Genomic DNA, 26,283 nt, shown 5'->3' with positions numbered 1-26,283 from the left:
GGCTCAGTCGGCGGTCGGGTCTTCGGACCCGACCGCCACGTTCCATTCGGGCAGGGGGTCGGACAGCCGTCGCCAGGCCGTCGGACCCGCCGACAGCTCCGCGTCGTCGAGCACGGCAGCATCCAGGACGTGCCGAACAGCTGCGGTGTTCAGGTCGACGCCCGTCAGCGCGATGTCCTGGCCGACGTCGTCGAGTCCGTGGCCGGCCTCGATCGGGTCGATCCACATGGCCGAACCAGCCTGCTCCCACCGCGCGGGAACATTCGGCCGCGTCGCGAGACGGCAGACCCCGACCGATCGCAGGACCAGTCCGCACGAGTCGGAATCGAGCAGATCGAGAGCCAGCACGAGCCGGCCGGGGTGGAACGGGCGCAACTGCTCGTAGCGCATCGTCGCAACGCGTCGATCGGTCAGGAACGGATCGTGCTCGCCGTTGAGAGCACGCGTCCATCCGGCGCGGTCGCCCGCGTCGCGCAGCGGAAGGGTGGTGCCGAAGCCCAGTGCGGAGAGGTCGTCGACGACGCCGCGGCTGAGTCGGATGCGGGCGGTCGGTGCCAGGTGCGACGCGAGTGCCATGAGGATCGACAGGTCGGCCGTCGGCATCCGCTCCCAGTTGACGATCACGACGGCGCTCGCCGCCTCGATCAGCTGCGCCGCCAGCCGCGCCCGTGCTCCGACGTCTCCTCGCCCGTCTCCGTGCGGGACGGTCCGACGCAGCGGTGCCTCGTCGCGCAGGTCGTCCATCGCATGGCGGGCATCCAGCACGCAGAGCGAGGGCATTCCGTGGACGGTGGCGTGGATGTGGGCCGGGTCGGCGTCGCTGGCGAGGTCGATGACGCGGAGGGCGCGATGGCGCCCGGCGATGACGCACAGACGGGCGTAACGACGGCGTTCGGCGCTGCAGACGCCGGTGACGGCGAGATGAGTGGTCACGGTGTTCTCTCCGGCTCGAGTTGTGGCGATCGGTCCTCCACCGTACCTTGTTGTTGATAAGAGTTCTCAATAGGAGGTTGTCGTGAAGGTTCGCGCATCCATCAAGTCGCTGAAGAATCAGCCCGGCGCGCAGGTCGTGCGTCGCCGTGGCCGCATATACGTCATCAACAAGCTCAACCCGCGGTTCAAAGGGCGCCAGGGCTGAGGCGCGGCCCGATGACACGTGTTGTCGAATCGCGCAACATGTGCCCCGTGCCCGCCGCGCGCGGTTAGCGTGATCGGCATGAGCACCCCCGCTGAGCGAGCCCAGACCCTGTCCGCACTCCATGCCGCGCCCGAGATCCTCCGGGTGGTGAACGTGTGGGACGTGGTGTCGGCCGAGGCCATCCTGGCTCTGCCCGAGACGCGCGCGATCGCCACCGCCGGTCACTCGATCGCCGCGTCGTTCGGGTACGAGGACGGCACCGACATCCCGCTCGAGATCGTGCTCGACATGGTGGGCCGCATCGTCTCGGTGGCCGGCGACGTCCCGGTGTCGGCCGACCTCGACGCCGGCTTCGGCGACCCCGGTGAGACGACGCGCCGGGCCATCGGCGTGGGCATCGTCGGAGCCAACGTCGAAGACCGCCTGCAGCCTCTCGCGGACTCGGTCCGCGCGGTCGAGGCCATCGTCCGGGCGGGGGAGTCCGAGGGTGTCCCGTTCGCCCTCAACGCCCGCACCGACGCCTTCGTGCGCGCGGGCGACCGTTCGACCGAGGAGTCGATCGCCGACGCGATCGAGCGGGGCCGCGCCTACCTCGACGCCGGTGCCGATCTGGTGTTCGTCCCGGGCATCCTCGATGCCGACATCACCCGGCGCCTCGTCGACGGCCTCGGGGAGCGCAAGCTCAGCGTGATCGGGCTGCCCGGCGCGCTCACCGCGACGGAGTACGAGGATCTCGGCGTGGCCCGCATCTCGTACGGTCCGACGACGCAGCGGGTCGCTCTCACGGCGCTGCAGGACGTGGCCCAGCAGCTCTACGCCAACGGAGTCATCCCGCCCTCGACGCGCCCCTTGAACTGAGCCGGCCAGCGCGCCCCGCGATCACGACGCGAACGTCTCCTGAGCGTCGGCGATGATCGCGGGGTCGCGCACGGCCGCGAGCGCCGTGGCGGCGAGCATGAGCGCGCCGTCGGCGATCGTCGTGCGGGCGAGTTCGGGGTCGCCCGCCGAGGCGGCGAACTCGCGCGTATGGGGCACCGCGTCGGCGACGAGCCGGATCATCGGATGGATCGCCGGCACGACGTGCGAAACATTGCCCATGTCGGTCGATCCGCCGAGCGTCGGGTCCGGCTCGAGCTCGCGGCCCAGTGCGCCATAGGCGGCCTCGGCCAGGTCGACGAGGGTGGGGTTCGCGCGGAGCGAGAAGTAGGGCGGGGTGTTCTCGGCGATCTCGACGGTGGTGCCGGTCGCGATCGCCGCCCCCTCGAAGCACGCGCGGACGCGGGGAACGACATCGCTCAGCAGGTGCTCTCGATCGCCGGCCCGCACGAAGATCCGCAGCGCTGCGTGCTCGGGAATGATGTTGGGCGCCTCGCCGCCGTTCGTGATGATGGCGTGCACCCGCACGTCGTCGGTCAGATGCTGGCGCAGCATCCCGATCGCCGTCAGCGACAGCGTCGCACCGTCGAGCGCGTTGCGGCCCCGTTCGGGCGCGGCGGCCGCGTGAGCCGCCCGGCCGTGGAAGTCGACGTCGAGGGCGACCCGCGAGAGCGATGACCCGCGAACCGCATCGGTGCCGGCGGGGTGCACCATGATCGCGATGTCGACACCGTCGAGCACGCCCGCTTCGATCATCGGAACCTTGCCCGCGGCGCCTTCCTCGCCGGGGCTGCCGATGACGACGAGGTTCGCGTTCGTGGGCTCCGCCGTCAGGGCATCCTTGACCAGCAGGGCCGCTCCGATGCCGCATGCGGCGATGAGGTTGTGCCCGCAGGCGTGGCCGATCTCCTCGAGAGCGTCGAACTCGCAGAAGATCGCGACGGTTGGCGCGTCCGCATCTGCCCCGTCAGGCGACCAGCGACCGACGAACGCCGTGTCGAGACCCGCGAAGCCGCGCTGCACGGCGAAGCCCGCTCGATCGAGCTCGGCCGTCAGGCGAGCGGCCGCGTGGTGCTCGGTGAAGCGGATCTCGGGGTGGGCGTGCAAGTCCGCCGCGATGTCGACGAGGGTGTCGATGTGGCCGGCGAGCGACGGACGCAGGGCGTCGAGGGCGGCCGGCATCGCCGCGGCGGCGGAGGCTGTCGCGGGCCGTGCGGTGAGGGTGGTCATGGGGTCTCCTTCTGTGGGGCGGGAGGGGTGCGCGGACGTCAGGCCAGCTCGAGCCCGTGTCCGGGGCCGACGGGGAGGCCGAGCAGTCCCCACACGAGGAACTGCAGCAGCCAGACACCCCAGATCACGACCGTGAACGGGATCACGAGCCCGAACAGCGTGCCCAGGCCCGCCTTGGGCTCCCAGCGCTGGAGCAGGCCGAGCACGACCGGCAGCATCGGGTTCATCGGGACGAGGGGATTGGTCGCAGAATCGGTGATGCGGAACGCCGCCTGTACGTATGCGGGGTCGATCCCGGTCAGCATGAACATCGGCACGAAGATCGGGGCCAGTAGCGTCCAGAGTGCCGACCCGCTCGCGAGCAGCAGCGCCGGGATCGTGCAGAACAGGCTGAACAGCAGAAGGCCGCCGATGCCGCCGAGCCCGGAGGACTCCATCGCCTCGGCTCCGGAGGTAGCCAGCAGCAGCCCGAGCTGCGACCAGTTGAACCAGGCGATGGCCTGCGCCGCGGTGAAGATCACGACGATGAAGGGCACGAGGTCGCGCACCGCCGCCGTCATGTGCTCGGGTACGTCGGCGGCTCGCGTGAGGGTTCTCGCTGCGACACCGTACGCGATGCCTGCGATCAGGAACAGGAACAGGATGAAGATCGGCAGCGCCGTCATGAACGGAGAGCGCAGGATCTGTCCGCCCTCGCCCTGCAGCGGCGACCCGGGCAGCATCACGGCCGTCGCAACGACCGCGAGGTACACGGCGACGGCGAGGGCGGCCACCCGCAGACCGCGTCGCTCCCGGTCGTCGAGCGGCCGGGCGGCGTCGTCGTCCGCGAGACCGCCCTGGTAGGGGGTGAGACGCGGCTCGACGTACCGCTGGCACATGACGGTGATGACGACGGCGAGGATGAGAGTCGAGGTGGCCATGAAGAAGTAGTTGGCCAGGGGAGACACGGATGCTTCGGGGTCGACGATCTGCGCCGCCGAGGTCGTGATGCCCGACAGCAGCACATCCGTGCCCGCCGGCACGACGTTGGCGCTGAACCCGGCGACGACCGCCGCGTACGACGCCGCGAACCCGGCGAGAGGATGCCGTCCGGCCGCCAGGAAGGCGGCGGCCGCGAGGGGCGGCAGGATGACCATCGCCGAGTCCGAGGCGAGGTTGCCCATGAGGCTCACGAGCACGACGACGAACGTCACGGCCCATCGCGGCGCAGCCAGCACGGCGCCGCGCATCGCGCTTTTGAGGAGACCGAGACGCTCGGCGAGCCCGATGCCGAGCATGACCGTGATGATCAGCCCGAGCGGCGGGAACGAGACGAAGTTCTCGATCGCCGAGGTGAGCGCGTACACGGCGCCCTCGGGCGACAGGATGCTGCGCACGGGAACCGCCTCGCCCGTCTGCGGATCGAGGGTGCGGGCGCCCAGGGCGCTGGCGATGCCGGAGGCCACCGCCACCAGCCCCGCGATGATGAGGAACAGATAGAACGGGTGAGGCAGCCGGTTGCCGACTCGTTCGATGGTGCGGAGGATGCGTCCGCCCACCCCGGGGGCGTGGGCGAGCGTCAGAGCGGTGGTGCTGTCAGCGGCCATGGGCACTCTTTCCGATCGTCGTCGCGCGGAGGGATACGCGATGCAGCGATGGTGCCGATTCCGTGTCTCGATCAGGTTACGGTGATCGATTCAGACATGAAGCACCATGAAAAGATCGATCATGCGCTCCGCGACTCCCATTCACCCGCACGATCTGTCGGATTCGGACCTCTCGCTCATCACGGCCCTCCAGCAGGCGCCTCGAGCTTCGTGGGCGCGCATCGGCCGCGCTATCGGCGTGAGCGCCCCCACGGCCCGACGGCGATGGGAGACGCTCGCGGCGGCGGGCGCCGCGTGGTCGTCGGCGTATGCGGTCACTGCTCCGGGACTCGTCACCGGGCTCGTCGAGATCCGCTGTCGCCCCGGCACCGTCGACGAGGTCGCGGCGCAGCTGCGCACCGAGCCGAAGTTCCTGTCGCTCACGGGTATGACGGGGGAGCGCGACCTCGTCGTCACGATCGTGGCGGACGACATGGAACAGTTCCGACGGCTCATCCAATCGCGCGTGGCCACGCACGAGGCCGTGACCGGCGTCCGCTCGACGATCGTCACGCGCATGTTCTCGGAGGGCTCGCGCTGGCGGGCCGTCGGCTCGCCGGAGACCGCGGGGGTGGGCGACGACTCCGACGCCGCGCGCCCGGACGATGACGCGCACTCCCTGGCCGCGCAGTGGCGCCCGGTGCTCCGGGCTCTCGAAGCGGACGGCCGGGTCGCGCCCGCCGACATCGCTCGAGAGCTCGGGGTGTCGGAGGCGCATGCGCGTCGCGTCGTGCGACGCGTGCTCGAGCGGGGATGGATCAAACAGCGCATCGACGTCTCGCTCGAGCAGACGATGTGGCCTCACGCGCTCGCCCTGTGGCTGGTCGTGCCGGCGGGGCGCCTCGAGGCCACGGCATCCGAGATCGCCGTCATGCCCATGACGCGGATGTGCGCCGCTCTCGCGGGCGGAGCCTCGAACCTTTACGTGATCGTCTGGCTCCGCGACCTCGCCGAGGCGACGGCGGTCGAAGCCGAGCTCGCGCGGAGCCTCGAGCTGCGCGTGCTGGACCGTGCGATCCTGCTGCACTACTACAAACGGGTCGGACACCTCTTCGACGAGCGCAACCGGTACGAGGGGCGGGTGTCGTGGGTCGGCGACGGGACCGGATGACCGGGCTCGACGGATGGCAGCATCGTGCCGCTCGTCGAGCCCGGTCGCGCTGGGTCAAGCGAGGGCAGCGCGAAGTCCCTCGGCGAACGGCGTCGTGGGCCGTCCGATGAGGCGCGAGAGGGTGTTGTCGTCGACGTCGAGGACACCCTCGCGGATTCCGGTGTCGATCCCCGCGACGAATCGGGCGGTGTCGGCATCCAGCCCGGCGCCTTCCAGCGCGGCGATGTGGTCGTCCGTCGAGACGCGGACATACGCGACGTCGCGACCGAGCACCTCGGCCGCTCCGGCGGCGACGGCGTCGTAATCGATGCGGGTGTCACCGGCGAACTCGTAGACCTCACCGATGTGACCGTCCTCGAGGAGGACGACAGCGGCCCCCTCGGCGAAGTCGGCGCGCGAAGCGGCGGCGATGAGGCCCTCGCCGACAGATGCCGCGATGACGCCGCTCTCGGCGGCCCGCTGGACGTCGGGCAGATAGTTCTCGATGTACCAGTTGTTGCGCACGATCACGGCGGGGACGCCGCTCGCGGCGATCGCCTCCTCGGTCGCCTTGTGCTCGGCGCCCAGCGCCCACTCGAAGGTCGTCGCCTTCGGGGCGCTGGTGTAGACGAGCTTCGACACGTTCGCCGCCGCAGCCGCGTCGATGACGTTCTTGTGGCCCGCGAACCGCTTGCCCGGTTCCGATGCCGAGATGAGCAGCACGCTCTCGACATCTGCCAACGCGGCGTTCAGCGAGGCGGGATCGTCGTAGTCGACACGGGCGGTGCGCACTCCGCGGTCCGCGAGGCCGGCGAGCTTCGTGAGGTCGCGCGCGCCGGCCACGATGGTGTCGGGGGAGACGCCGCGGGCGAGCAGGGCCTCGACGACGAGGTGGCCGAGCTGTCCGCTCGCTCCGGTGATGAGGATGGTCATCGGTGATCCTTTCGATCGGGTGTTGCCGGGCACAACCTCCGATCGCTGGTCACGCATTCCAACCGTGGGGTACCCACTTTTCGGTAAGCTACGCACATGACAGTGAGTTTCGCGCAGATCCGGGCGACGTCCGATCAGATCTTCACCGAGAACTGTCCGACGCGCGTCGTGCTCGACCACGTCATGAGCAAATGGGGCGTGCTCGTGCTGCTCGCGCTCACCGACGGAACCGCGCGATGGGGTGAGCTCCGCCGCTCCGTCGCGGGCATCAGCGAGAAGATGCTCGCCTCGACGTTGCGCACGCTGGAGGCCGACGGCATCGTGAGCCGCACCGCCTACCCCGAGGTTCCGCCTCGCGTGGAGTATGCGCTGACCGAACGCGGCGATGAGCTGATGGAGCGCATGATGCCGCTCATGGAGTGGATCGCGGCCCACGCGGACGAGATCGTCGAACGTCGGGGTTGAAGGCTGGGTATCCGATGCGAACCCTGTCACCGGGAGCGATAACGATATATCGTCAGGTATCGCTAACGTATCGACGACCGGGAGGTCAGCATGAGCGGAACATTCCCCACCGGCGGTTTCGGCAGCCGTGACAACATCTTCGGCGGTCGGGGCGGCTTCAACGTCTCCGACCTCGGAAACAACGTGTTCGAAGCCTTCGACCAGTTGAAGTCGACCTTCGAGCAGAAGGTGAACACCCGGGTGGGACGCGGCGACGTCCGTGCCGCCGTGCTCGCCCTCCTCGCCGAGCAGCCCATGCACGGCTACCAGATCATCCACGAGATCGAAGAGCGCAGCGGCGGTTCGTGGAAGCCGAGTGCCGGATCGGTCTATCCGACGCTCCAGCTGCTCGCTGACGAGGGACTCGTGAGCGCGGAGGAGTCCAACGGTCGCAAGACCTACTCGCTCACCGAGGCCGGCCGCGCGGCGGCGGGCGAGGCGGGCGAGAAGTCCGCCCCGTGGGAAGGCACGAGCCGCGACCACAGCCGGGTGACAGCGCTGCCCAAGGCAGGAGTCGAGCTGGCGCAGGCCGCCGCTCAGGTCGGCCGCAGCGGATCGCCCGAGCAGGTTCAGCAGGCCGTCGAGATCCTCGACGACGCGCGTCGCAAGCTGTACGCCCTGCTCGCGCAGGCCTGACGCGGGTGGCCTCGGCCGACCCGCATCGCGTCGCGTCACCCGGCACCCTCGCGGCGCCGGGTGACGCTCGCGCGCGTGCGCGCTATCGCCGCATCCTGCGATTCGCCGCTCGCGCACTGGTGCAGACGTGGTGGTTCGAGATCGTCCTGCCGCGCTTCGGTCTCGAGCGGATCGCCGAACGCGGGCGTACGGCGCGGCTGCGCCGGCTGGCGCGCCGATTCCACATGCTCGCGGTCGAGCTCGGCGGGCTCATGATCAAGGTCGGGCAGTTCATGTCGTCCCGGCTCGACGTCCTGCCCCCGGAGATCACCACCGAGCTGGCCGGACTGCAGGACGAGGTGCCGCCGGTGCCCTTCGACCAGATCCGGACGGCCGCCGAGTCGGAGCTCGGGATGCCGCTGCGCGACGCCTACGCGTCATTCGACGAAGAACCGGTGGCCGCGGCATCCCTCGGGCAGGCCCATCGTGCCCGACTCACGCCCGAGCAGGCCGTCGATGCCGGGTTCACCGACGTGATCGTGAAGGTGCAGCGCCCCGGCATCCAAACGATCGTCGACGTCGATCTCGCCGCGCTCCGGCGCATCGCCCGTTGGCTCCGGCGCATCCGCCTGGTCTCTCGCCGCGCGGACATGCCCGCACTCGTCGAGGAGTTCGCCGTCACGAGCCTCGAAGAGGTCGATTATCGTCACGAGGCGGCCAACGCCGAGCGTTTCCGCGAGAAGTTCGCCGACAACCCCCGGGTCGCCGTTCCCGAGATCGCGTGGGAGCGCTCGACGTCGCGCGTACTGACCCTCGCCGACGTCACCGCGATCAAGGTCACGGACGTCCAGGGGCTACGGGCCGCGGGCATCGATCCCCACGACGTGGCCGGCGTGTTCGCCTCGGTGATGTTCGACCAGTTCTTCGGCTTCGGCTTCTTCCATGCCGATCCGCATCCCGGCAACGTCTTCGTGACGCCTGTGCCCCCCGATCAGCGGCGCGAGGGCCGGCCCGACTGGCTGCTCACGTTCATCGACTTCGGGATGATGGGCGAGATCTCTCCCTCGACGAGAGAAGCTCTGCGAACCGTCCTCGTCGCCGCGGCGGCGCGCGACGGCCGCGGGCTCGTCGCCGGGATCTCGCAGGTCGGCGCACTGTTGCCCTCCGCCGACGTCCGCGAGCTCGAGCGAGCGATGACCCAGCTCTTCGCCCGCTTCGGCGGCATGGGGTTCGCTGAACTGAAACAAGTCGATCCCCGTGAGTTCCGCGATTTCGCAGGGGAGTTCGGTGAGCTCGCACGCGCGCTGCCGTTCCAGCTGCCCGAGAACTTCCTGCTCGTCGTGCGAGCGGCATCGCTCACCTCGGGCGTCTGCACGTCGATCGATCCCGCATTCAACCTCTGGGATGCCGTGGAGCCGTACGCCGCTCGGCTTCTCCGCGAGGAACGCGGCGATCTCATGCGCGATGTGGCGCGGCGTGCGATGGGGCTCGCCGACGTCACGATGCGCCTGCCGCAGCGGCTCGACGGCCTCATCACGCATCTCGAGGACGGCAACCTCGACTTCGACAGCGGCCGGCTCGAACGGCGGATGTCGCGTCTGGAACGACTGGGACGCCGAGCGGTCTCGGGAATCCTCTTCGCCGGCCTGCTCGTGGCAGGAGTGCTCATGCGCCCCGACGACGAGACGTTCGGGACAGTGCTGATGGCGCTGTCGGCGTTGCCGTTGCTGCACGTCGTCTTCGCCGGGTTCTTCGGCCCGCGCGACTGACGGCTGGGTAGCCTGGAACAATGCCCCTCGACCCCTCGGGAACGGGCGCGCGCGACCAGCTCGCCGCGCTCGCCGCGCGTCTCGGACGCCCGGCGTCCGGCGCGGGCCCGGCCGGTGACGTGGCGGCGGCTCCCGGCACGCGGGCCGCCGCGGTGCTCGTGCTGTTCGGCGTCCTCGACGACCGCCCGAGCGCTCACGCGCCCGAGGGCGCGCTCTCGCGTGAGCTCGACGTCCTGCTGCTCTCGCGCGCGACGACGCTCCGGTCGCACCCGGGTCAGGTGGCGCTGCCGGGCGGGCGGGTCGATCCCGGTGACGTCGACGTCGTCGCCGCGGCACTGCGCGAAGCGCGCGAGGAGACCGGCCTCGACACCGAAGGCGTGGAGGTTCTCGGAGCCCTTCCGCCGGTGCCCTTGGAGTACTCCCGTCACCTCGTCACCCCCGTCCTGGCATGGTGGCGTCGCCCGTCGCCGGTGCGCGTGGTCGACGTGGCCGAGTCCGCCGCGGTCTTCCGCGCTCCCGTCGCCGACCTGCTCGCGCCGGCGAATCGAGGCGTCACGGTGCTGCGACGCGACGGCTCCGAATGGCGGGGACCGGGCTTCGTCGTGCGTCAGGATGCCGCCGAGTTCCTCGTCTGGGGCTTCACCGCCATGCTCCTCGACGGCCTGTTCACCGAGCTCGGCTGGACCCAGGCCTGGGACACCGAGCGGGAGCTGCCCCTCCCGCCCCCGTGAACGTCGTGCTCCCGGGCATCAGAATCGCCAGATGAGCGGTACGTAGAACACGGCCGCGAGCAGGAACAGGACGCTCAGGGGGAGACCCAGCCGCCAATAGTCGCCGAACCGATAACCGCCGGGGGTCATCACCATGAGATTGACCGGGGTGGCCACAGGGGTCAGGAACGATGACGCTCCGGCGACGGTGAGGGCCATGAGGAACGGCAGCGCGCTGACCTCGAGGGTGATGGCTATCGACGTCGCGACCGGGGCGACGATGAGCACGGTGGCGACGTTCGAGATGAACTGTCCGAGCACGATCACCACGACGCAGACGACGATGAGCGCCAGGTGCGGGTCGGCCTGCCCGACGACGGCGAGCATGCCGTCGGCCACGACGTCGGCGGCGCCCGTCTCGAGAAAAGCCACCGACAGCGGGATCATGCCGGCGATGAGCACGAGAGTGGTCCACGACACCCCGTGGTAGAGGTCGGGAAGCTTCACGACTCGGAAGAGGATCAGCGCTCCGGCGGCGAGGAGACCGGCGACGGCGGGCGGAACGGCGCCGGTGGCCAGCAGCACGACCATCACGGCGGTGACGGCGAGCGTGCGCCGCGAGCCACGGTGCAGCCGGGTGGGTCGCTGGGTGCGGATGGCTCCGGTGCGCACGGCCTCGGGAACCAGCGAGAGGGTCTCGGCCTCGCGCTCCGTGTGATGGTGGGGGGCGGGCTCCGGCCCGTGATGCGGCAGCAGCCGTGGGCCGAGCAGCACGACGATCGCGATCGTGGCCGCGACGAGCGGGAGCCCGACGAGTGCGAACTCGAAGAAGCCGAAGGGGCGGCCGGCCTCGGAATCCGCGAGCTCGGACACCACCACGTTCACGGGCGTTCCCGTCAGCGTGAGCAGAGAGGCCGATGAGGCGATGTATGCCAGCGGGATCATGAGCTGCGAAGGGGGCAGTCCCGATCGGCGTGCGACCACGGCTGCGACGGGGATGAGCGCGGCGACGGCGCCATTGATGCTGATCAGCGCGGTGAGGATCGCGACGATCCCGCCGACCCAGATCAGGATGCGGCCACGCCGCGTACCGGCGCGCGCGAGGATCACGGCACCGACGATCCGGGTGACGCCGCTCGTCTCGAGGGCCGTCGCGACGATGAACAGGCTCGCGATGAACAGCACCGTGGGATCGCCGAAGCCGGCGAACGCCTGGGGGAGGGTGAGCACCCCCGTGGCCCACAGCGCGAGCGCGACACCCACGGCCACGACCTCGAGCGGCACCCGCGCCGAGAGGAACGCGATGATCGCTGCGGCGAGGATCAGGAAAGTCGCGACGATCGGGTCCACTCGGCCCACGCTACCCGGCGGGGCCGACCGAGACGACGTGGCGATCTCCACCTGTGGGGGGAGGCGGCGACCGCGTCGCGACGAGAAGCTGGAGAGGTGAGTTCCCCCATCGATACGCCTCCGCCCCGACCGTCCGCCGCCTCGCGCCGCCGTAGCGCAGCAGCCGTCGCCGTCGCCGCTGCGACTGCCGCGGTGCTCAGCGCCTGCTCGGCGGACCCCGCCCCCGCAGCGACGTCCGCCCCGTCCGCGACCCCGGTCGAGATTCCCGTCACGCCGGTCGGCGACCAGGTCCGCTGGGTGATGGACGAGATCAACGCCGACGCGGCCACCGATATCGAAGACATCGAGACGCACTTCGACGCCGCCGCTCTGGAGCAGCTCCCGCCCGCGCAGCTGCAGGAGGTGTTCGCGCAGATGCAGGCCGCGGCCCCGTGGACGGCGGTCGGGTACGACGGCGTCGAGACCGAGGCCCGCGTGACCATCGAGTCCGCTCAGGTGACCTACGACATGTCGATCTCGGTCACCCCCGACGCTCGCATCCAGATGCTCCTGTTCAGCCCGCCGCAGCCTGAGCGCACGCCCGCGGCGTCCTGGGACGAGCTCACTCAGCAGATCGACGACGCCGCCTTCACCGCCGGCGTGCACGTCCGGGAGGTCGGGGGCGAGGTGCTCTACGAGGGCGGTGACCAGGCCGCCGGACCCATCGGCTCCATCTTCAAGCTGTGGGTGCTCGGCGCCGTCGTCGACGCCGTCGCGGCCGGACGGCTCGCCTGGGACGACGAGCTGGTCGTCGACGACGCGGTGCGGAGCCTCCCCAGCGGCGAGCTGCAGGACCGTCCCGACGGCACGAAGGTGACCGTGCGGGAGGCCGCCGACAAGATGATCGCCATCAGTGACAACACCGCGACCGACATGCTCATCCGGGCCGTCGGACGCGAGGCGGTCGAAACCGCGATGGTCTCGATGGGGCACTCCGACCCCGACGCGAACACCCCGCTGTTGACGACACGCGAGCTGTTCTGGCTCCTCTTCGGCGAGGCCGACCTGCGTGCGCTCTGGAGCGGGGCCGCCGACGACGCCGAGGCGCGACGGTCGGTGCTGGAGCGGCTGCCGGCGGGTGTCCCCGACCTCGCGGCGGCGGCCGCGGCGACGCCGGGCTGGCAAGACGGCATCGACTGGTTCGCAAATCCAGACGACCTGGCCGCAGCCCACGCGTCGCTGCAGGAACGGGCCCGCACCGACGCGGGTGCGCCCGTGCGCGACATCCTGTCCGCCAACCCCGGGCTCGATTTCGGCGAGAAGTGGACGTACGTCGGTTTCAAGGGCGGCAGCTCCATCGGCGTGCTCGCCGGGTCGTGGTACCTCGAGCGGGAGGAGGGCGCGCCGGTCGTGATCACGGTGCTCGCACGCGCCGACGACGCCACGACGCTCGCCGCCCCCGCCGTGGCGCTCGGGTGGGCGCAGGACGCAGCCGCGATCCTCGCCGGCCCGTAGCCTGGAACGATGAAGCGCTCGACGGGCACCGGCATCCTTCCGCGTCCGATGGGGTCGCGGGCGGCCGTGGCCGTACTGCTCGCGTCGACGCTGCTGCTGTCGGCGTGCACCGGGGCCGCCGACCCGCGACCCACCGACCAGGAGGCGACGCCCGTCCCCTCCGAGACGTCGACCGATCCCGCGGATGCCGCGCCGGCTCCGTGGCGTCCGACCGGCGACCCAGCCGACGTCGTCACGCAGTTCGAGGTGCCGTGGTCGGTCGTCGTGCTCGCCGATGGGACGCAGCTGGTCAGCCAGCGCGACGACGGGACGATCCTCGAGGTGGACACAGAGGGGGTGTCGCGCGTCGCCGGCGAGATCGACCTCACCGCCGCGGTCGGTGAGGGCGGGCTCCTGGGCATCGCCGTTCACGAGGCGGACGGCGAGACGCTCCTCTACGCGTACGTGACCACGGCCGACGACAACCGCGTCGTGCGGATGCCGCTCGAGGGCGACGCCGGTGATCGCCGGCTCGGCGACGCGGAGGTCGTGATCGACGGCATCCCGCGCGACCGCGTCCACAACGGCGGCCGCATCGCGTTCGGACCGGACGGTCTGCTCTACGTGGCGACGGGAGATGCCGGCACGCCCGAGGCGGCGCAGGACCCCGCTTCGCTCGCGGGCAAGATCCTGCGCCTGACGCCCGACGGTGAGCCGGTCGCCGACAATCCTCTCGGGTCGGAGGTGTATTCCCTCGGCCATCGCAACGTGCAGGGCCTCGCGTGGACGCAGGACGGCACGATGTGGGCGAGCGAGTTCGGACAGGACCGCTTCGACGAGCTCAACCGCATCGAGGCGGGCGGCAACTACGGCTGGCCCGATGTCGAGGGCGAGTCGGACGATGACCGCTTCATCGCACCGGTGGTCACCTGGACACCCGACGAGGCGAGCCCGAGCGGCATCGCGGCGCGCGGGAACACGATCTTCGTGGCGGCGTTGCGCGGCGAACGCGTGTGGCAGATCGATGTCGACGGCGGTGCTCTCGCCGGCGCGCCGATCGCCCTCTGGGAAGGCGAGCTGGGGCGGATCCGCGATGCGGTCGTCGCTGGCGATGACCTCTGGATGCTCACGAACAACACCGACGGGCGCGGCAACGCCGCGTCCGGCGACGACCGACTCATGCGGGTGTCACTGACGGCCGGCGGCTGAACCGGCTTGATAGCGTTCACGGAGGACATTCGCAGACAGGGGACCTCATGACCGAACGCGTGACGTGGTTGCTCGTCGACGGCGAGAACATCGACGCGACGCTCGGCCAATCGATCCTCGGACGGCGTCCGTTGCCGGATGAACGGCCCCGGTGGGACCGTCTGCTGCAGTTCGTCGGCGATCAGTGGAAGCAGCCCGCGCGCGGTCTGTTCTTCCTCAACGCCAGCAACCACCTGCCGATGTCGTTCGTCCAGGCGCTGCTGGCGCTCGACTACAAGCCGGTCCCGCTGTCGGGCGACGTCGACGAGAAGGTCGTGGACATCGCCATCCAGCGCACGCTCGCCGCGCTGAAGGAGCGCGACGACGACGTCGTCCTGGTCAGCCACGACCGCGACTTCGTCGGTGAGGTCGCGGCGCTGACCGGACCCGACCGCCGGGTCGGCGTGCTGGCCTTCTCGGAATTCCGCAGCAGTGAGCTCACCGCCATACCCGGAGTCGAGTTCTTCGACCTCGAATACGACGTCCACGCCTTCGATGCCCCGCTGCCGCGCGTCCGCGTCATCCCGATCGAGTCGTTCGACCCGTGGGAGTTCCTGGCCTGAGCGCCGCGCGCGTCCGGGCACTCGACGCAAGGCGCGTCAGAGACTGCGGATGTGCTTGATGTTCGACTTCGCGGTCTCGAGCACCGCGCCGATGCCGCCCGCGTCCTTCGCGCCGAGCACCATCTTCGCCATCGACATGCCGAAGCCCGCGACCTGATCCGCCGTGATCGCCGCCGGCATCGAGAGCGCATCGGGGTCGGTCACGATGTCGACGATCGAGGGCCCGCGGTGGGCGAGGGCGGCGGATGCGGCGACCTCGAGGTCGGCGGGGTCGGTGACCCGCTGCGCGTGGAACCCGAGCGCCCGCCCGACGGCGGCGAAGTCGACCATCGGCACGTCGACGCCGAAGTCGGGGAAGCCCGCGACCAGCATCTCGGCCTTCACCATCCCGAGGGTCGAGTTGTTGAACACGAATATGTTCAGCGGCAGGTCGTAGGCGGCCACGGTGATCAGCTCGCCCAGGAGCATCGAGAGCCCGCCGTCGCCCGCGATGGCGATGACCTGCCGATCGGGATATGCCATCTGTGCGCCGAAGGCGTGGGGGAGGGCATTGGCCATCGAACCGTGGCGCCAGGATGCCAGCAGGCGCCGCTCGGGCCCGGGAGTGACGTACCGGGCCTGCCAGACGTTTCCCATACCGGTGTCGGCGGTGAAGACGGCGTCGGATGCCGCAACCCGGTCGATGACCGACATCGCGCGCTCGGGGTGGATCGGCTGCGCGTCGGAGTCGGTGTAGGTCGCGACGGAGTCCTTCATGGCCTTCCGATAGCGCTTCAGTGTGCGCTCGAGGAACGCGTCGTCGGTCTTGGCGGCGGTTCGTGACCGCAGCGCCGCGAGGGTGAGACCCACGTCGCCGTGGACGGGATGCGTCACGCCCGCGCGACGCCCGAGCCGCTGGGCGTCGACGTCGATCTGCGCGATCACCGTCTTGGCACCGTCGGGCAGGAACTGCTCGTAGGGGAAGTCGGTGCCGACCATGAGGAGGAGGTCGACCTCGTGCATGGCGTGGTCGATGGCACCGTAGCCGAGCAGGCCCGACATGCCGACGTCGAAGCGGTTGTCGTACTGGATCCACTGCTTGCCGCGCAGCGAGTGCCCCATCGGCGCCTGCAGGTGCTCGGCGAACGCGATCACCTCGTCACGCGCGTCACGCACTCCCTCGCCGGCGAAGATCGCGATCTTCTCGGCCTGGTCGATGGCCGCGGCGAGCTCGGCGACGCTGCGCTCATCGGGAGCGACCCGGCCCGGCCGGGCAGCGACGAAGGGCGGGAACTCACCCGTCGAGTGAAGCTCGGCGAGGTCGCCGGGCAGCACGATCACCGAGACGGACGACCCCGCGGTCGCGTGACGGATCGCGGAGTTCACCACGCGCGGCGACTGCTGGGGCGTCATGACCATCTCGCAGTAGTCGCTGCACTCCGTGAACAGCCGTTCGGGGTGCGTCTCCTGGAAGTAACCCGACCCGATCTGCAGGCTCGGGATGTGGCTGGCGATCGCGAGCACCGGCACACCGGATCGCTGCGCATCGAAGAGGCCGTTGATCAGGTGCAGGTTGCCGGGACCGCAGCTTCCTGCGCACACGGCCAGCTCGCCGGTGAGCTCGGCGTCCGCTGCCGCAGCGAAGGCGGCGGCCTCCTCGTGGCGGACGTGGATCCAGTCGATCCCGCCCGACGCTGCGCCCCCGGTTCGTCGCACCGCGTCGACGATCGGATTGAGTGAGTCGCCGACGATGCCGTAGATACGCTTCACCCCCGCATCGATCAGCTGGGCGACGATCTGTTCGGCGACGTTCTGCGGCACGGGGGCTCCTTCTGCTGAGGCTGTCCGGACAGTCTCAGTCTTCTCCCGCCGCCTGTGGGTGTGCCAGGGGTTGCGAATGGCCCGCCTGAGCGACAGGAGGCCCGCGCGTCAGCCCTTCAGGTCGGGGAAGTCCGACTCGCGCCACTCGGTCGTCAGACGCTCGCCGGCATCTGCTGCGGCGACTTCACGCTCGCGCAGCTCCACCCGGCGGATCTTGCCCGAGATCGTCTTCGGCAGCTCGAAGAACTCGACACGGCGCACCCGCATGTACGGCGGCATGTGCTCACGCGCGTGAGCGAGGATCGCCCGCGCGGTCTCGGCGGACGCTCCCCACGACGCCGCGAGCGCCACGTAGGCCTTCACGATGTTGAGCCGCACGGCATCCGGCGCCCCGACGACCCCCGCCTCGGCGACGGCGGGATGGGTCAAGAGGATCGACTCGACCTCGAACGGCGACACCTTGAAATCGCTGGCTTTGAACACGTCGTCGGTGCGTCCGACGAAGGTGAGCTGTCCGTCGGCGTCGCGGACGGCGACGTCGCTCGTGTGGTAATACCCGTCGTGATCGACCTTGGCGGTGCGCTCGGGCTCGCCGAGGTAACCGGGCATGAGGTTGAGCGGACGCGTCGGAGCGGTGGGGAGACAGATCTCGCCCTCGTCTCCGATCCGGCCCGTGAGGGGGTCGATGAGCACGATGTCGTTGCCCGGAAGCGGGCGACCCATCGCACCCGGCTTCACCGCGATACCCGGGGTGTTGCCGATGACCGCCGTCAGCTCGGTCTGGCCGTAGCCGTCGCGGATCTGCAGACCCCACCAGCGCTCGATCGTGTCGATCACTTCGGGGTTCAGGGGCTCGCCGGCCGACAGAAGCTCGCGCAGCGCGTGCGGACGCTTCTCGAGATCGGCCTGGATCAGCATGCGCCAGACCGTGGGCGGTGCGCAGAAGGTGTTGACGCCGTTGCGATCGAGCTGCTCCACGAGGCGTGCGGCGTCGAAGCGTGCGTAGTTGTACACGAAGATCGTCGCCTCGGCGATCCACGGGGCGAAGAACAGGCTCCACGCGTGCTTGCCCCACCCCGGGGCGCTGATCGTCATGTGGACGTCGCCGGGGCGCACGCCGATCCAGTAGGTCGTCGAGAGATGCCCCACCGGGTAGCTCACGTGCGTATGGACGACCATCTTGGGTCGCGACGTCGTTCCCGAGGTGAAGTAGACGATCGCCGGGTCGTCCGAGGCGACGACGACGCCGGGCGCGGTGTCAGCGGCGGTCGCTGTGTCGGCGAACGACTGCCAGCCCGGGCGCTCGCCGCCCACGACGATGCGCTCGAACCGACCCGCGATCCCGTCGAACTTGGCGGCGTCGACCGGGTCGGCGAGCACGGCGCGGATGTCGGCGCGCTCGACTCGTTCGAGGAGGTCGTCGGTGCCCAGCACGACGGATGTCGGCAGGATGATGGCGCCGATCTTGAGGATCGCGAGCATCGCCTCCCACAGCTCGACGCGGTTGCCGAGCATCAGCATGACGGCATCCCCGTGCCCGATGCCCTGCTCGGTCAGCCAGTTGGCGACGCGGTTCGAGCGCCGACGCATCTCGTCGTACGTGACCTGAACCTCGGTGCCGTCCTCGTCGACGACGTGCAGCGCGACGCGGTCGTTGCCGGTCGCGATCGCGTCGAACCAGTCGACGGCCCAATTGAAGTGGTCGCCGACGTCAGGCCAGACGAACCCCGCGTGGGCCGCCTCGGGCGAATGCGCGTTGTCGAGAAGGAAGTCGCGGGCGGCGCGGAACGCGGCTGTCGCCGCCGTCGCATCGGGAGAAGACATGGGCCTCGGATCTGTTCTCTCGTCCGCAGCAGGCGCACCGGACGCCTTCCGAGTCTAAGAAGGACCGGATGCTGGGCGAAGCATGGGACACGCGGATTCAGCGCGAGGCGATCACCGTGGAGACCCCGTCGTCGACCAGCAGCGCCTGATCGTCTCGCAGCAGCAGGAGGGCGAAGTCCGACCCGTAGGTGTCGACGGTGCGGCGGATCAGCTCAGGCGGGTAAGGCGGCAGGGCGCCGTCGGCATGCGGGATGACGGTGACGTCGATCAACCCGAGACCCGCGTGGGTCGCGAGGGCGGGGCCATCGGCCGGATCGTCCATGAGCGAGGCGGGTGTCACGTCGGGCGCCGCGACGATGGATCCCGCGCTCAGCCCGACATAGGGGAGGCCGCGGCGCACATGGTCGACGAGGACGTCGTCGTTGCCGGAGAGACGGAGGGCCTCGAGCAGAGCGAACGTGCTGCCGCCCGCGACGTAGACGGCTCCGGCGTCGGACAGCAGGCGGGCCGCATCCGCCGGGGCGGTGTCGCGCAGTGTGGCGTCGACGACCTCGCGGCCGCAGGCCAGCACCGCGTCGCGCTCGGCGGCGATGAACGGAGCATCGCGGAACGCAGCCTGAGCATCGTCGACGTAGACGATCGGTCCCGGTCGGGCGCCGTCATCGAGGAACGGGCGCATCGCGCCGGCCTGCAGGGAGAGAAGAAGCAGTCGCACGCCTTCCACGCTATCGACGGCGGCGGACACCGACCTCGCGGGGGAGGATGGTGACATGACCCGCGCGTCCGTTCTCGCCTTTCTGCTCGATGTCGTCCTCGTGGTGGCGTTCGCGGCGACCGGCCGGGCGAGCCATGATTCCGATGTGCTCGCGGGGCTGTGGACGACCTCGTGGCCGTTCCTCGCCGCACTGGTGGTGGCGTGGACGGTGGCACGGGCCTGGCGCTCGCCGACGGGGATCGTCCCCACGGGCGTCGTCGTGTGGGTGGTGACGGTCATCGGGGGCATGCTGCTTCGCGCGGTGTCGGGTCAGGGGACGGCGCTGCCGTTCGTGATCGTCGCGACGCTGACGCTGCTCGTCCTGCTGGTCGGATGGCGTCTCATCGCCCGCGGCATCCGGGCGCTGCGGTCGCGCCGTGGTGGGCATTCTCGCAGCCGGGATGTCGCTCCCCGCGCGTAACCTGTCGGGCATGCGCCGCCCCACCCCCGACCCCGTCGGTCCCGGACAGGAGTCCATCTGGGACTACCCTCGTCCGCCGCGTCTCGAACGCGTTCACGCGCGCGTGACGATCGACTTCGCCGCCATCACGATCGTCGACACCGACGACGTGGTGCGGGTGCTCGAGACGAGTCATCCGCCCGTGTACTACCTGCCGGCCGCGGCGTTCGTGCCCGGCTCGCTGGTTCCTGCGGTCGGCAGCTCGTACTGCGAGTTCAAAGGCGCGGCCGAGTACTTCGACGTCGTACGCGGCACGGCGGTGCGCGAGCGCGCAGCGTGGGGCTACCCCGACCCGTCGCCGGGATACGAAGAGCTCGTCGGCCGCGTCGCCGTCTATGCGGGCGGCATGGACCGGTGCACCGTCGACGGCGAGGTCGTCGTGCCTCAGCCCGGCGGCTTCTACGGCGGCTGGGTGACGTCGAACCTCGCGGGCCCGTTCAAGGGCGTCCCCGGTTCGATGGGATGGTGATCCGCTCGAACAGGCCCGCGTGGGCGTTTCGATGCTCCGCTCAGCGCTGGGCGCGGGCGAGGTTGGCGCGTAGCTCGTCGGCGTTCTGCCGCACGACGTAGGCGGGCTGGTCGCGTTCGACGCGCCAGCTGTCGGCCAGCGAACCGATGTCGACGGTGTCGAAGCCGAAGTCGTCGTAGAGCGCGGTGACGTGCGCGACGGCCTCGGGGTGGTCGCTCGCAGCCGCGAGCGCGCGACGGTCGGGCGTTCCGGCAGGGGAGCCGCCGGTGTTGATGTCGGCGGCGGGGATGTGGTTGAACGCCTTCACGACCTTCGACTCGGCGAAGTGGCGCTGAGCCATCTCGGATGTCGTGGTGCGCTTCTCCTCCAGCTCGGCGATCCGGCCGTCGCGCTCCCAGTAGTAGTTGTTCGTGTCGAGGACGATCTTGCCGGCGAGCGGTTCGGCGGGGATGTCCTCGAGCGCCTTGAGCGGCACAGTGACGACGGCCCAGTCCGCTGCCTCCGCTGCCTCCTGGGCGGTCGCGGCGCGCGCGTGCTCGCCGAGCTTCGCGACGAGGTCGGTGAGCGTCTCGGGCCCGCGCGAGTTGGCGATCACGACGTCGTAGCCGCGTGCGACGAGCCCCTCGGCGAGAGCGCTTCCGATGTGTCCTGCTCCGATGATTCCCACAGTGGTCATGGGGATGTGAACCGTCGGGGCAGGCCAGGGCATTCCCGCCGGCTGGGAAAAAGTGTGTAAAGTACGGTTTACAGTAAAGCTCGCTTGACACTGAGGGAATGATGAACGAGAACCGCGACACGTCGTCCACCGCCGACACGCGCTCCCACTGGGGACGCATGAGGTTCGGCGGCCGCCGGCACTCCGCGCTCTGGGTCGCCATCCCCGTCGGCGCGCTCGTGTCGTCGGCGCTCGCGGCGGTCGTGGTCGCGACGGGAGGCGCGGGATCGCAGCCGGTCATCGGAGCGGTCGTGATCGTGGCCCTCACCCTCGCCCCGTGCGTCGGCTTCGCCTGGGTGGCGTTCGTCGACCGATCGACTCTGCGGGGAATCACCGAGCAGCCCGAGCAGTCGGTCGAGGCGCGATGGTTCGAGCGGGCCTCGAGCGGTGCCCTCATCGACACGCTTCTGATCGTGGGCCTCGGCACGGCGATCCTGGCGTTCACCCGGGTCGAGATCCCGACCCTGATCGCACTGTCAGCCGTGCTGCTCATCGCCATGGCGTCGGTCGCGGTGCGCTATCTCGCGCAGCAGCGGCGCGGCTGACCGTGGAGAACTCGGTGGCCGAGCGCCGACACGACCGCGGGTGGTCGCAGCAGCGCCTCGCCGATGAGCTCGGGGTGTCGCGTCAGACCGTCATCTCGATCGAACGGGGGCGCTTCGATCCGTCGCTGCCGCTGGCGTTCCGGCTCGCGCGGGCGTTCGGATGCACGATCGAGGAGATCTTCTCCGACGAGGTCGAATGAGCGAAGCGGAGCTCAGAGGATCTGCCCGATGGGCTCGCGCTTCTCAGCCTGGAAGCGGTCCTCGGTGCGACCGCGGGCCCAGTAGCCCGACAGCGAGACCCGGCCGCGCTCGAGTCCGCGCTCGTCGAACAGCACGCGACGCAGGGCCTTCATCGACTCGCGCTCGCCGTGCGCGAAGACCTGCACGTCACCTGTCGGCCAGTCGTACTGCCGCACGACGGCGGAGAGAGCATCGGCGTCGTGGGCAGGGTCGACGATCCACTCGATCTCGACGCCGGCCGGAGCCTCGATCGGCAGGATCGCGTCGTCGGACTCCACCTCGACGAACGCGTGTCCGACCGCGTCCGACGGAAGCGCTTCGAGGGCCGCGGCGATCGCCGGAACCGCCGAGAGATCGCCCGCGAACAGATGCCAGTCGGCCGCGGCATCCGGTGCGTAACCGCCGCCCGGCCCCATCAGCTCGATCCGGTCGCCCACCTGTGCCCGCGCCGCCCACGGCCCGGCGAGGCCCTCGTCGCCATGGACCACGAAGTCGATCGACAGCGTGCCGGCGACGGCATCCACCCGACGGACCGTGTAGGTGCGGGTCACGGGCGCCGACTCGGGAGCGGGGGTGGCGAACTTCAGCTTGACGTACTTGTCGGTCTCGGGCCGGTTCTGGAACGCGGCGAAGCCGTCGCCGCCGAGAACGACGCGCACCAGGTGCGCCGAGAGCCGTTCGGTTCCGACGACCTCGAGCTCGATGCTCGGACGGGGCGTGCGGGGTGCGGTGCGAGAGGAGAGGGCCACCTCACCCACGGTACCGGGGCTCACCGGTTGTGGGCTCATCAGCCCCGACGCAGCGGGTCAGGCGAAGCGGACCCAGTTGGCGCCCGCGCCGGTCTCGGCCTGCTCGAGCAGCGTCAGCTCGGCGCCGTCGACGGCGTAGAGCGACACCGTGCGTGACTTCTCGCCCGCAGCGATCAGACGGTCTCCGGACGGCGAGAGAACGAACCCACGCGGCTGCGGCTCCGTGGGGATGAAAGTCGAGACGTCGTGCACGGTGCCGTCTTCGGCGACGGGAGCTGCGCCCAGCGTGCTGGTCGAGCGCTCCGAGATCCACAGGAACCGCTCGTCCGCACCGAAATGGATGTCAGCGCCCCAGACAGCGTGGTTGGCGACGGGGTCGCCGCCGATCTCGCCGCGCGCGAGCCCGGCCGCGGGATCGACGGCGTTGGCCTGCGAACGAAGCTCGAGAGCGCCCGTCTCACGGTCGCGTGCGTAGTGCAGCACCTCTCCGGAGTACTCGGTCATGACGTACACGGCGTCTTCGGCGCTGTTGAGCACGAGGTGGCGGGGGCCGCTGCCGGCTGGTGCCGCGGCCGTGCCTGATCCGACTGGAGTCAGCGACAGGTCGTCGCCGAGGGCGAACTGCCCCACGAGGTCGTCTCCGAGCGAGACGAAATACGCGAACCGGCCGTCGGACGAAGGCAGCACGGAGTGGAGCTTGGCGAACTGCACGCGCCCGGTGGGCTCGAGGATCGTGCCATCGGCGATGGGGGCGACGAACCCGTAGTCGCCGCCGTACGACGCCGCCAGCAGAGCCGTGCCGCCGCGGGTCAGCGCGATGTAGCTGACCGATCCGTCCGGCAGCGGGAACCGCGACGCGGGGGTGAGCTCACCCGTGCCGCGATCGAGCGAGAGCGTGACGATCGCCGCGGGCTCGTCCGAGGCCGCACCCTTGATGCCGGCGTAGACGAGATCGCGCTCGCCGTCGATCGCGAAGGTGCCGGTGCCGGTGAGGCCCTCGGCGACGAAGACGCGTTCGAGAGCGTCGCCGTCGAGCCGGAAGACGCTGATGCTGCTGTCACCCGCGTTGGCGACCAGGACGAGAGAGGAATCAGTCACGTCACGAGCCTAGCTCCGTGCCCCCGAGGGCGAGGCGGCGGGAGAGGGGGCCGGGGACTGATAAACTCGACGACGGAAGTGTGTCCGAGCGGCCTAAGGAGCATGGCTGGAATCCATGTAGGCGGGGTAACTCGCCTCGCAGGTTCAAATCCTGTCACTTCCGCCAGAACGAAGGGCGTCACACCGCGAGGGTGGCGCCCTTCGTCATGCCAGGATGCCGTCCCACACGCGCCCGCCCTCGGCGATACGCTGCGACGCGTCGAGCCGGGCTGCGGGAGTGGCGGGCTTACGGCGCGCCTGCGCGTGGATGCACCCCGCGAACTGCGCGGAGAAGTCGCGGCGGGGATGCCGCTGCGTGACCGCCCGCAGGATGTCGGCATCCCACAGCTCGGGAGCGACTCCCGAGACGTCGAGGCTCGTCGCCACTTCGAGCAGGTGGCCCTCGGGATCGAGCGCCGGATCGACGCTCAGCCACATGTGGCGCTCGATGATCTCGCGCACCCGTTCGCGGCGTTCCACGGGCCACCCGGCGCCGGCCGCGAAGAGCCACCCCGCGGCGCCGCCGGCCGATTCGAAGGCGATCTCGTGGGCGTCGAAGGCGGGGGTGACACCGAGGTCGTGGAGCATCGCGGCGACGTAGAGGACCTCGGCGTCGTGGTCGAGCCCGAGCGCTTCGGCGCGCAGCCGCGCCCAGGCCCACGACCGGATGCCGTGATCAACGAGCGCGGGCGACGACCACCGGCGCACGGCCTCGAGTGCGAGCAACGCCGTGGGTGTGGGCGGAGCGAGGAGGTCATCGAGATCGCGGGTCATGCGCTCATTCTGCGCCGGCGACGACGGCCCGCATCGGCCGGCTGCGGACTCCGGCAGGCATCAGAGCCACCCTGTCCCGAATGCGACGGCGCGGAGCATTCGGAGGTCGTCACGAAGAGTCATATGGCCCCGACGGCCCCGAATCGGGTTTAGCGTCGGTGGGTCGCCATCGCGACGTCATCCCCTCAGGAGCACCACCATGAGTTCTGCCACCTCGAAGCACGACGCCCCGGCGAAGCGGAAGAAGCCCTTCTACCGCTCGTTCGGTTTCCAGATCACGATCGCCCTCGTCGCGGGCGTCCTCCTCGGCCTGCTGGCACGCCAGCTCGGCCCGGACGCCGAGGGCAACCCCAACGGGCTCGCAGCGACACTGTCGACGATCGGCAGCGGGTACGTCACGCTGCTGCGCACGGCCGTCGTTCCGCTGATCTTCCTCGCGATCGTCGCCTCGATCACGCAGCTGCGCAACGTCACGAACGCCGCGCGCCTGGCGGGTCAGACCCTGCTGTGGTTCGGGATCACCGCACTGATCGCCGTGACGATCGGCATCGTGCTGGGCGTGACGATCCAGCCCGGCGCGCGCGTCGACGCCGGCGAGCTCACCCCCGACGTCCCCTCGAGCGTCGGTTCGTGGTGGAGCTTCCTGACGGGGCTCATCCCGCAGAACTTCCTCGGGCTGTCGGTGTCGACCTCGATCAATCCCGAGACGGGGGCCGCCAGCTCGAGCGTCGGGTACAACGTGCTCCAGATCATCGTGATCTCGGTCGCCATCGGCATCGCGGCCCTCAAGCTCGGCAAGCGCGCCGAGGCTTTCGTGTCGTTCACCGAGTCGGCACTGAAGGTCGTTCAGCGCGTGCTGTGGTGGATCATCCGCATCGCCCCCATCGGCACCCTCGGACTCATCGGATCGGCGGTTGTGACGTACGGCTGGGAGAAGCTCACGACGCTGCTCTGGTTCGCCGTCGCCATCTACATCGGCCTCGCGCTCGTGCTGTTCGTGGTGTACCCCGTGCTGCTGAAGACCCACGGCCTGTCGGTGCGCCAGTACTTCTCGGGCGTCTGGCCCGCGGTGCAGCTCGCCTTCGTGTCGCGCTCGTCGATCGGCACCCTCCCGCTGACCCAGCGCGTCACGGAGCGCAACCTCGGTGTGCCGCGCGAGTACGCATCGTTCGCCGTGCCGTTCGGCGCGACGACCAAGATGGACGGCTGCGCCGCGATCTACCCGGCGATCGCGGCGATCTTCGTCGCGCAGTTCTTCGGCCTCGAGCTCAATGCGGTCCAGTACCTGCTCATCGTCGTCGTCTCGGTGGTCGGGTCGGCCGCGACGGCGGGCACGACCGGCGCGACGGTGATGCTGACGCTGACCCTGACGACCCTGGGCCTGCCCCTCGAGGGGGTCGGTCTGCTGCTGGCGATCGACCCGATCCTCGACATGGGCCGCACCGCCGTCAACGTCGCGGGCCAGGCGCTCGTGCCGACGATCGTGGCCAAGCGCGAGGGCATCCTCGACCGGGAGCTGTACGACGCCGAGCGTTCGGGTGACCCGTTCGCCGACGACAGCGCGGACGAGCTGGAGGCGCCGGCCCGGGCCTGACCTTCGCGCTCACCTGAATGGGGCGCACTTCGCGGCATCCGGCGCAGTTTCTTCTGCGCTCGACGTCGGGAAGTGCGCCCCATCCGGCGTGCGGAGGG

At 70.2% G+C, this 26,283-nt stretch carries 27 protein-coding genes and 1 tRNA gene; 16 read left to right on the top strand and 12 right to left on the bottom strand.

The window, feature by feature from the left end; all coding sequences use genetic code 11:
- Positions 1–3: 3 nt before the first annotated feature.
- The gene (locus tag DEU36_RS04955) at positions 4–933 is read right to left on the bottom strand and encodes a GTP-binding protein (RefSeq protein ID WP_120263178.1); all 930 of its coding nucleotides are present in this window, start codon (positions 931–933) and stop codon (positions 4–6) included.
- An 82-nt stretch (positions 934–1,015) separates the two neighbouring features.
- Between DEU36_RS04955 and ykgO the strand changes: the two genes are divergently transcribed.
- The gene (gene ykgO, locus DEU36_RS04950; RefSeq protein WP_120263177.1) at positions 1,016–1,138 is read left to right on the top strand and encodes a type B 50S ribosomal protein L36; all 123 of its coding nucleotides are present in this window, start codon (positions 1,016–1,018) and stop codon (positions 1,136–1,138) included.
- 78 nt (positions 1,139–1,216) lie between these two features.
- The gene (locus DEU36_RS04945; RefSeq protein ID WP_120264368.1) at positions 1,217–1,996 is read left to right on the top strand and encodes an isocitrate lyase/phosphoenolpyruvate mutase family protein; all 780 of its coding nucleotides are present in this window, start codon (positions 1,217–1,219) and stop codon (positions 1,994–1,996) included.
- A 21-nt stretch (positions 1,997–2,017) separates the two neighbouring features.
- Here the strand turns inward: DEU36_RS04945 and DEU36_RS04940 are convergent, their stop codons facing one another.
- Both DEU36_RS04940 and DEU36_RS04935 read right to left on the bottom strand, forming a co-directional pair.
- Complete coding sequence (locus DEU36_RS04940) at positions 2,018–3,244, bottom strand: amidohydrolase (RefSeq protein WP_120263176.1); 1,227 nt, start codon at positions 3,242–3,244, stop codon at positions 2,018–2,020.
- A 38-nt stretch (positions 3,245–3,282) separates the two neighbouring features.
- Positions 3,283–4,830, bottom strand: coding sequence for an AbgT family transporter (locus DEU36_RS04935; protein WP_120263175.1), 1,548 nt, complete (start codon positions 4,828–4,830; stop codon positions 3,283–3,285).
- Between the two features lie 121 nt (positions 4,831–4,951).
- Between DEU36_RS04935 and DEU36_RS04930 the strand changes: the two genes are divergently transcribed.
- A complete protein-coding gene (locus tag DEU36_RS04930; protein ID WP_183045296.1) occupies positions 4,952–5,980 on the top strand; it encodes an Lrp/AsnC family transcriptional regulator in 1,029 nt (342 codons plus the stop codon).
- A 54-nt stretch (positions 5,981–6,034) separates the two neighbouring features.
- On the opposite strand, the gene DEU36_RS04925 is transcribed toward DEU36_RS04930, so the two are convergent.
- The gene (locus tag DEU36_RS04925; protein ID WP_120263173.1) at positions 6,035–6,892 is read right to left on the bottom strand and encodes an SDR family oxidoreductase; all 858 of its coding nucleotides are present in this window, start codon (positions 6,890–6,892) and stop codon (positions 6,035–6,037) included.
- Positions 6,893–6,988: 96 nt separating this feature from the next.
- Between DEU36_RS04925 and DEU36_RS04920 the strand changes: the two genes are divergently transcribed.
- From DEU36_RS04920 to DEU36_RS04905, 4 genes are all read left to right on the top strand, one after another.
- The gene (locus tag DEU36_RS04920) at positions 6,989–7,357 is read left to right on the top strand and encodes a helix-turn-helix domain-containing protein (RefSeq protein ID WP_120263172.1); all 369 of its coding nucleotides are present in this window, start codon (positions 6,989–6,991) and stop codon (positions 7,355–7,357) included.
- A 90-nt stretch (positions 7,358–7,447) separates the two neighbouring features.
- Positions 7,448–8,032, top strand: coding sequence for a PadR family transcriptional regulator (locus tag DEU36_RS04915; protein WP_120263171.1), 585 nt, complete (start codon positions 7,448–7,450; stop codon positions 8,030–8,032).
- A 5-nt stretch (positions 8,033–8,037) separates the two neighbouring features.
- Entirely contained in the window at positions 8,038–9,780 is a 1,743-nt protein-coding gene (locus DEU36_RS04910) for an AarF/ABC1/UbiB kinase family protein (protein WP_120263170.1), read from the top strand.
- Between the two features lie 20 nt (positions 9,781–9,800).
- Positions 9,801–10,511, top strand: a complete 711-nt coding sequence (locus DEU36_RS04905; RefSeq protein ID WP_120263169.1) for a CoA pyrophosphatase — start codon at positions 9,801–9,803, stop codon at positions 10,509–10,511.
- A gap of 18 nt (positions 10,512–10,529) precedes the next feature.
- Here the strand turns inward: DEU36_RS04905 and DEU36_RS04900 are convergent, their stop codons facing one another.
- The gene (locus DEU36_RS04900; RefSeq protein ID WP_120263168.1) at positions 10,530–11,840 is read right to left on the bottom strand and encodes an SLC13 family permease; all 1,311 of its coding nucleotides are present in this window, start codon (positions 11,838–11,840) and stop codon (positions 10,530–10,532) included.
- A gap of 96 nt (positions 11,841–11,936) precedes the next feature.
- Between DEU36_RS04900 and DEU36_RS04895 the strand changes: the two genes are divergently transcribed.
- Genes DEU36_RS04895 through DEU36_RS04885 form a run of 3 tightly spaced genes read left to right on the top strand, consistent with a single transcriptional unit; the run spans position 11,937 to position 15,124 of the window.
- Entirely contained in the window at positions 11,937–13,334 is a 1,398-nt protein-coding gene (locus DEU36_RS04895; RefSeq protein ID WP_147374364.1) for a serine hydrolase, read from the top strand.
- Between the two features lie 9 nt (positions 13,335–13,343).
- Entirely contained in the window at positions 13,344–14,522 is a 1,179-nt protein-coding gene (locus tag DEU36_RS04890) for a sorbosone dehydrogenase family protein (protein ID WP_259455219.1), read from the top strand.
- Positions 14,523–14,569: 47 nt separating this feature from the next.
- On the top strand, positions 14,570–15,124 hold the full coding sequence (locus DEU36_RS04885; protein ID WP_120263166.1) for an NYN domain-containing protein: 555 nt from the start codon (positions 14,570–14,572) through the stop codon (positions 15,122–15,124).
- A 36-nt stretch (positions 15,125–15,160) separates the two neighbouring features.
- Here the strand turns inward: DEU36_RS04885 and DEU36_RS04880 are convergent, their stop codons facing one another.
- The 3 genes from DEU36_RS04880 to DEU36_RS04870 form a co-directional block, all read right to left on the bottom strand.
- Positions 15,161–16,924 carry a thiamine pyrophosphate-dependent enzyme gene (locus DEU36_RS04880; protein WP_120263165.1) on the bottom strand — a complete coding sequence of 588 codons (1,764 nt, stop codon included), beginning with the start codon at positions 16,922–16,924 and terminating at the stop codon, positions 15,161–15,163.
- A 108-nt stretch (positions 16,925–17,032) separates the two neighbouring features.
- Complete coding sequence (locus DEU36_RS04875; protein ID WP_120263164.1) at positions 17,033–18,748, bottom strand: AMP-binding protein; 1,716 nt, start codon at positions 18,746–18,748, stop codon at positions 17,033–17,035.
- Positions 18,749–18,845: 97 nt separating this feature from the next.
- Positions 18,846–19,463 carry a Type 1 glutamine amidotransferase-like domain-containing protein gene (locus tag DEU36_RS04870; RefSeq protein WP_220700894.1) on the bottom strand — a complete coding sequence of 206 codons (618 nt, stop codon included), beginning with the start codon at positions 19,461–19,463 and terminating at the stop codon, positions 18,846–18,848.
- Between the two features lie 55 nt (positions 19,464–19,518).
- On the opposite strand from DEU36_RS04870, the gene DEU36_RS04865 reads away from it, so the two are divergent.
- Positions 19,519–19,923 (top strand): DUF3054 domain-containing protein, encoded by a 405-nt coding sequence (locus DEU36_RS04865; protein ID WP_120263162.1) that lies wholly within the window; start codon positions 19,519–19,521, stop codon positions 19,921–19,923.
- Between the two features lie 10 nt (positions 19,924–19,933).
- Positions 19,934–20,431 carry a DUF427 domain-containing protein gene (locus DEU36_RS04860; RefSeq protein ID WP_120264366.1) on the top strand — a complete coding sequence of 166 codons (498 nt, stop codon included), beginning with the start codon at positions 19,934–19,936 and terminating at the stop codon, positions 20,429–20,431.
- 40 nt (positions 20,432–20,471) lie between these two features.
- Here DEU36_RS04860 and DEU36_RS04855 read toward each other — a convergent pair whose 3' ends face one another.
- Positions 20,472–21,107, bottom strand: a complete 636-nt coding sequence (locus DEU36_RS04855) for an NADPH-dependent F420 reductase (protein ID WP_120263161.1) — start codon at positions 21,105–21,107, stop codon at positions 20,472–20,474.
- A gap of 98 nt (positions 21,108–21,205) precedes the next feature.
- Here DEU36_RS04855 and DEU36_RS16280 point away from each other — a divergent pair, with 98 nt between their 5' ends.
- Together DEU36_RS16280 and DEU36_RS16275 are read left to right on the top strand one after the other, a co-directional pair.
- Entirely contained in the window at positions 21,206–21,691 is a 486-nt protein-coding gene (locus DEU36_RS16280) for a hypothetical protein (RefSeq protein ID WP_259455218.1), read from the top strand.
- A gap of 2 nt (positions 21,692–21,693) precedes the next feature.
- The gene (locus DEU36_RS16275; RefSeq protein ID WP_120263160.1) at positions 21,694–21,891 is read left to right on the top strand and encodes a helix-turn-helix transcriptional regulator; all 198 of its coding nucleotides are present in this window, start codon (positions 21,694–21,696) and stop codon (positions 21,889–21,891) included.
- Between the two features lie 12 nt (positions 21,892–21,903).
- Here the strand turns inward: DEU36_RS16275 and DEU36_RS04840 are convergent, their stop codons facing one another.
- Positions 21,904–22,719 carry a siderophore-interacting protein gene (locus DEU36_RS04840; RefSeq protein WP_120263159.1) on the bottom strand — a complete coding sequence of 272 codons (816 nt, stop codon included), beginning with the start codon at positions 22,717–22,719 and terminating at the stop codon, positions 21,904–21,906.
- 18 nt (positions 22,720–22,737) lie between these two features.
- The gene (locus tag DEU36_RS04835; protein ID WP_120263158.1) at positions 22,738–23,778 is read right to left on the bottom strand and encodes a beta-propeller fold lactonase family protein; all 1,041 of its coding nucleotides are present in this window, start codon (positions 23,776–23,778) and stop codon (positions 22,738–22,740) included.
- Positions 23,779–23,852: 74 nt separating this feature from the next.
- On the opposite strand from DEU36_RS04835, the gene DEU36_RS04830 reads away from it, so the two are divergent.
- A tRNA-Ser gene (locus DEU36_RS04830) sits at positions 23,853–23,944 on the top strand.
- Positions 23,945–23,982: 38 nt separating this feature from the next.
- Here DEU36_RS04830 and DEU36_RS04825 read toward each other — a convergent pair.
- Positions 23,983–24,591: an HD domain-containing protein gene (locus DEU36_RS04825; RefSeq protein ID WP_120263157.1), complete on the bottom strand. Its 609-nt coding sequence runs from the start codon at positions 24,589–24,591 to the stop codon at positions 23,983–23,985.
- 199 nt (positions 24,592–24,790) lie between these two features.
- Between DEU36_RS04825 and DEU36_RS04820 the strand changes: the two genes are divergently transcribed.
- Positions 24,791–26,185 (top strand): dicarboxylate/amino acid:cation symporter, encoded by a 1,395-nt coding sequence (locus DEU36_RS04820; RefSeq protein ID WP_120263156.1) that lies wholly within the window; start codon positions 24,791–24,793, stop codon positions 26,183–26,185.
- Positions 26,186–26,283 lie beyond the last annotated feature (98 nt).

The organism is Microbacterium sp. AG238, from assembly GCF_003610405.1.
GTDB lineage: Bacteria > Actinomycetota > Actinomycetes > Actinomycetales > Microbacteriaceae > Microbacterium.
Note: the sequence above shows the minus strand (reverse complement) of the source record. Positions and strands in the feature narration are given on the sequence as shown.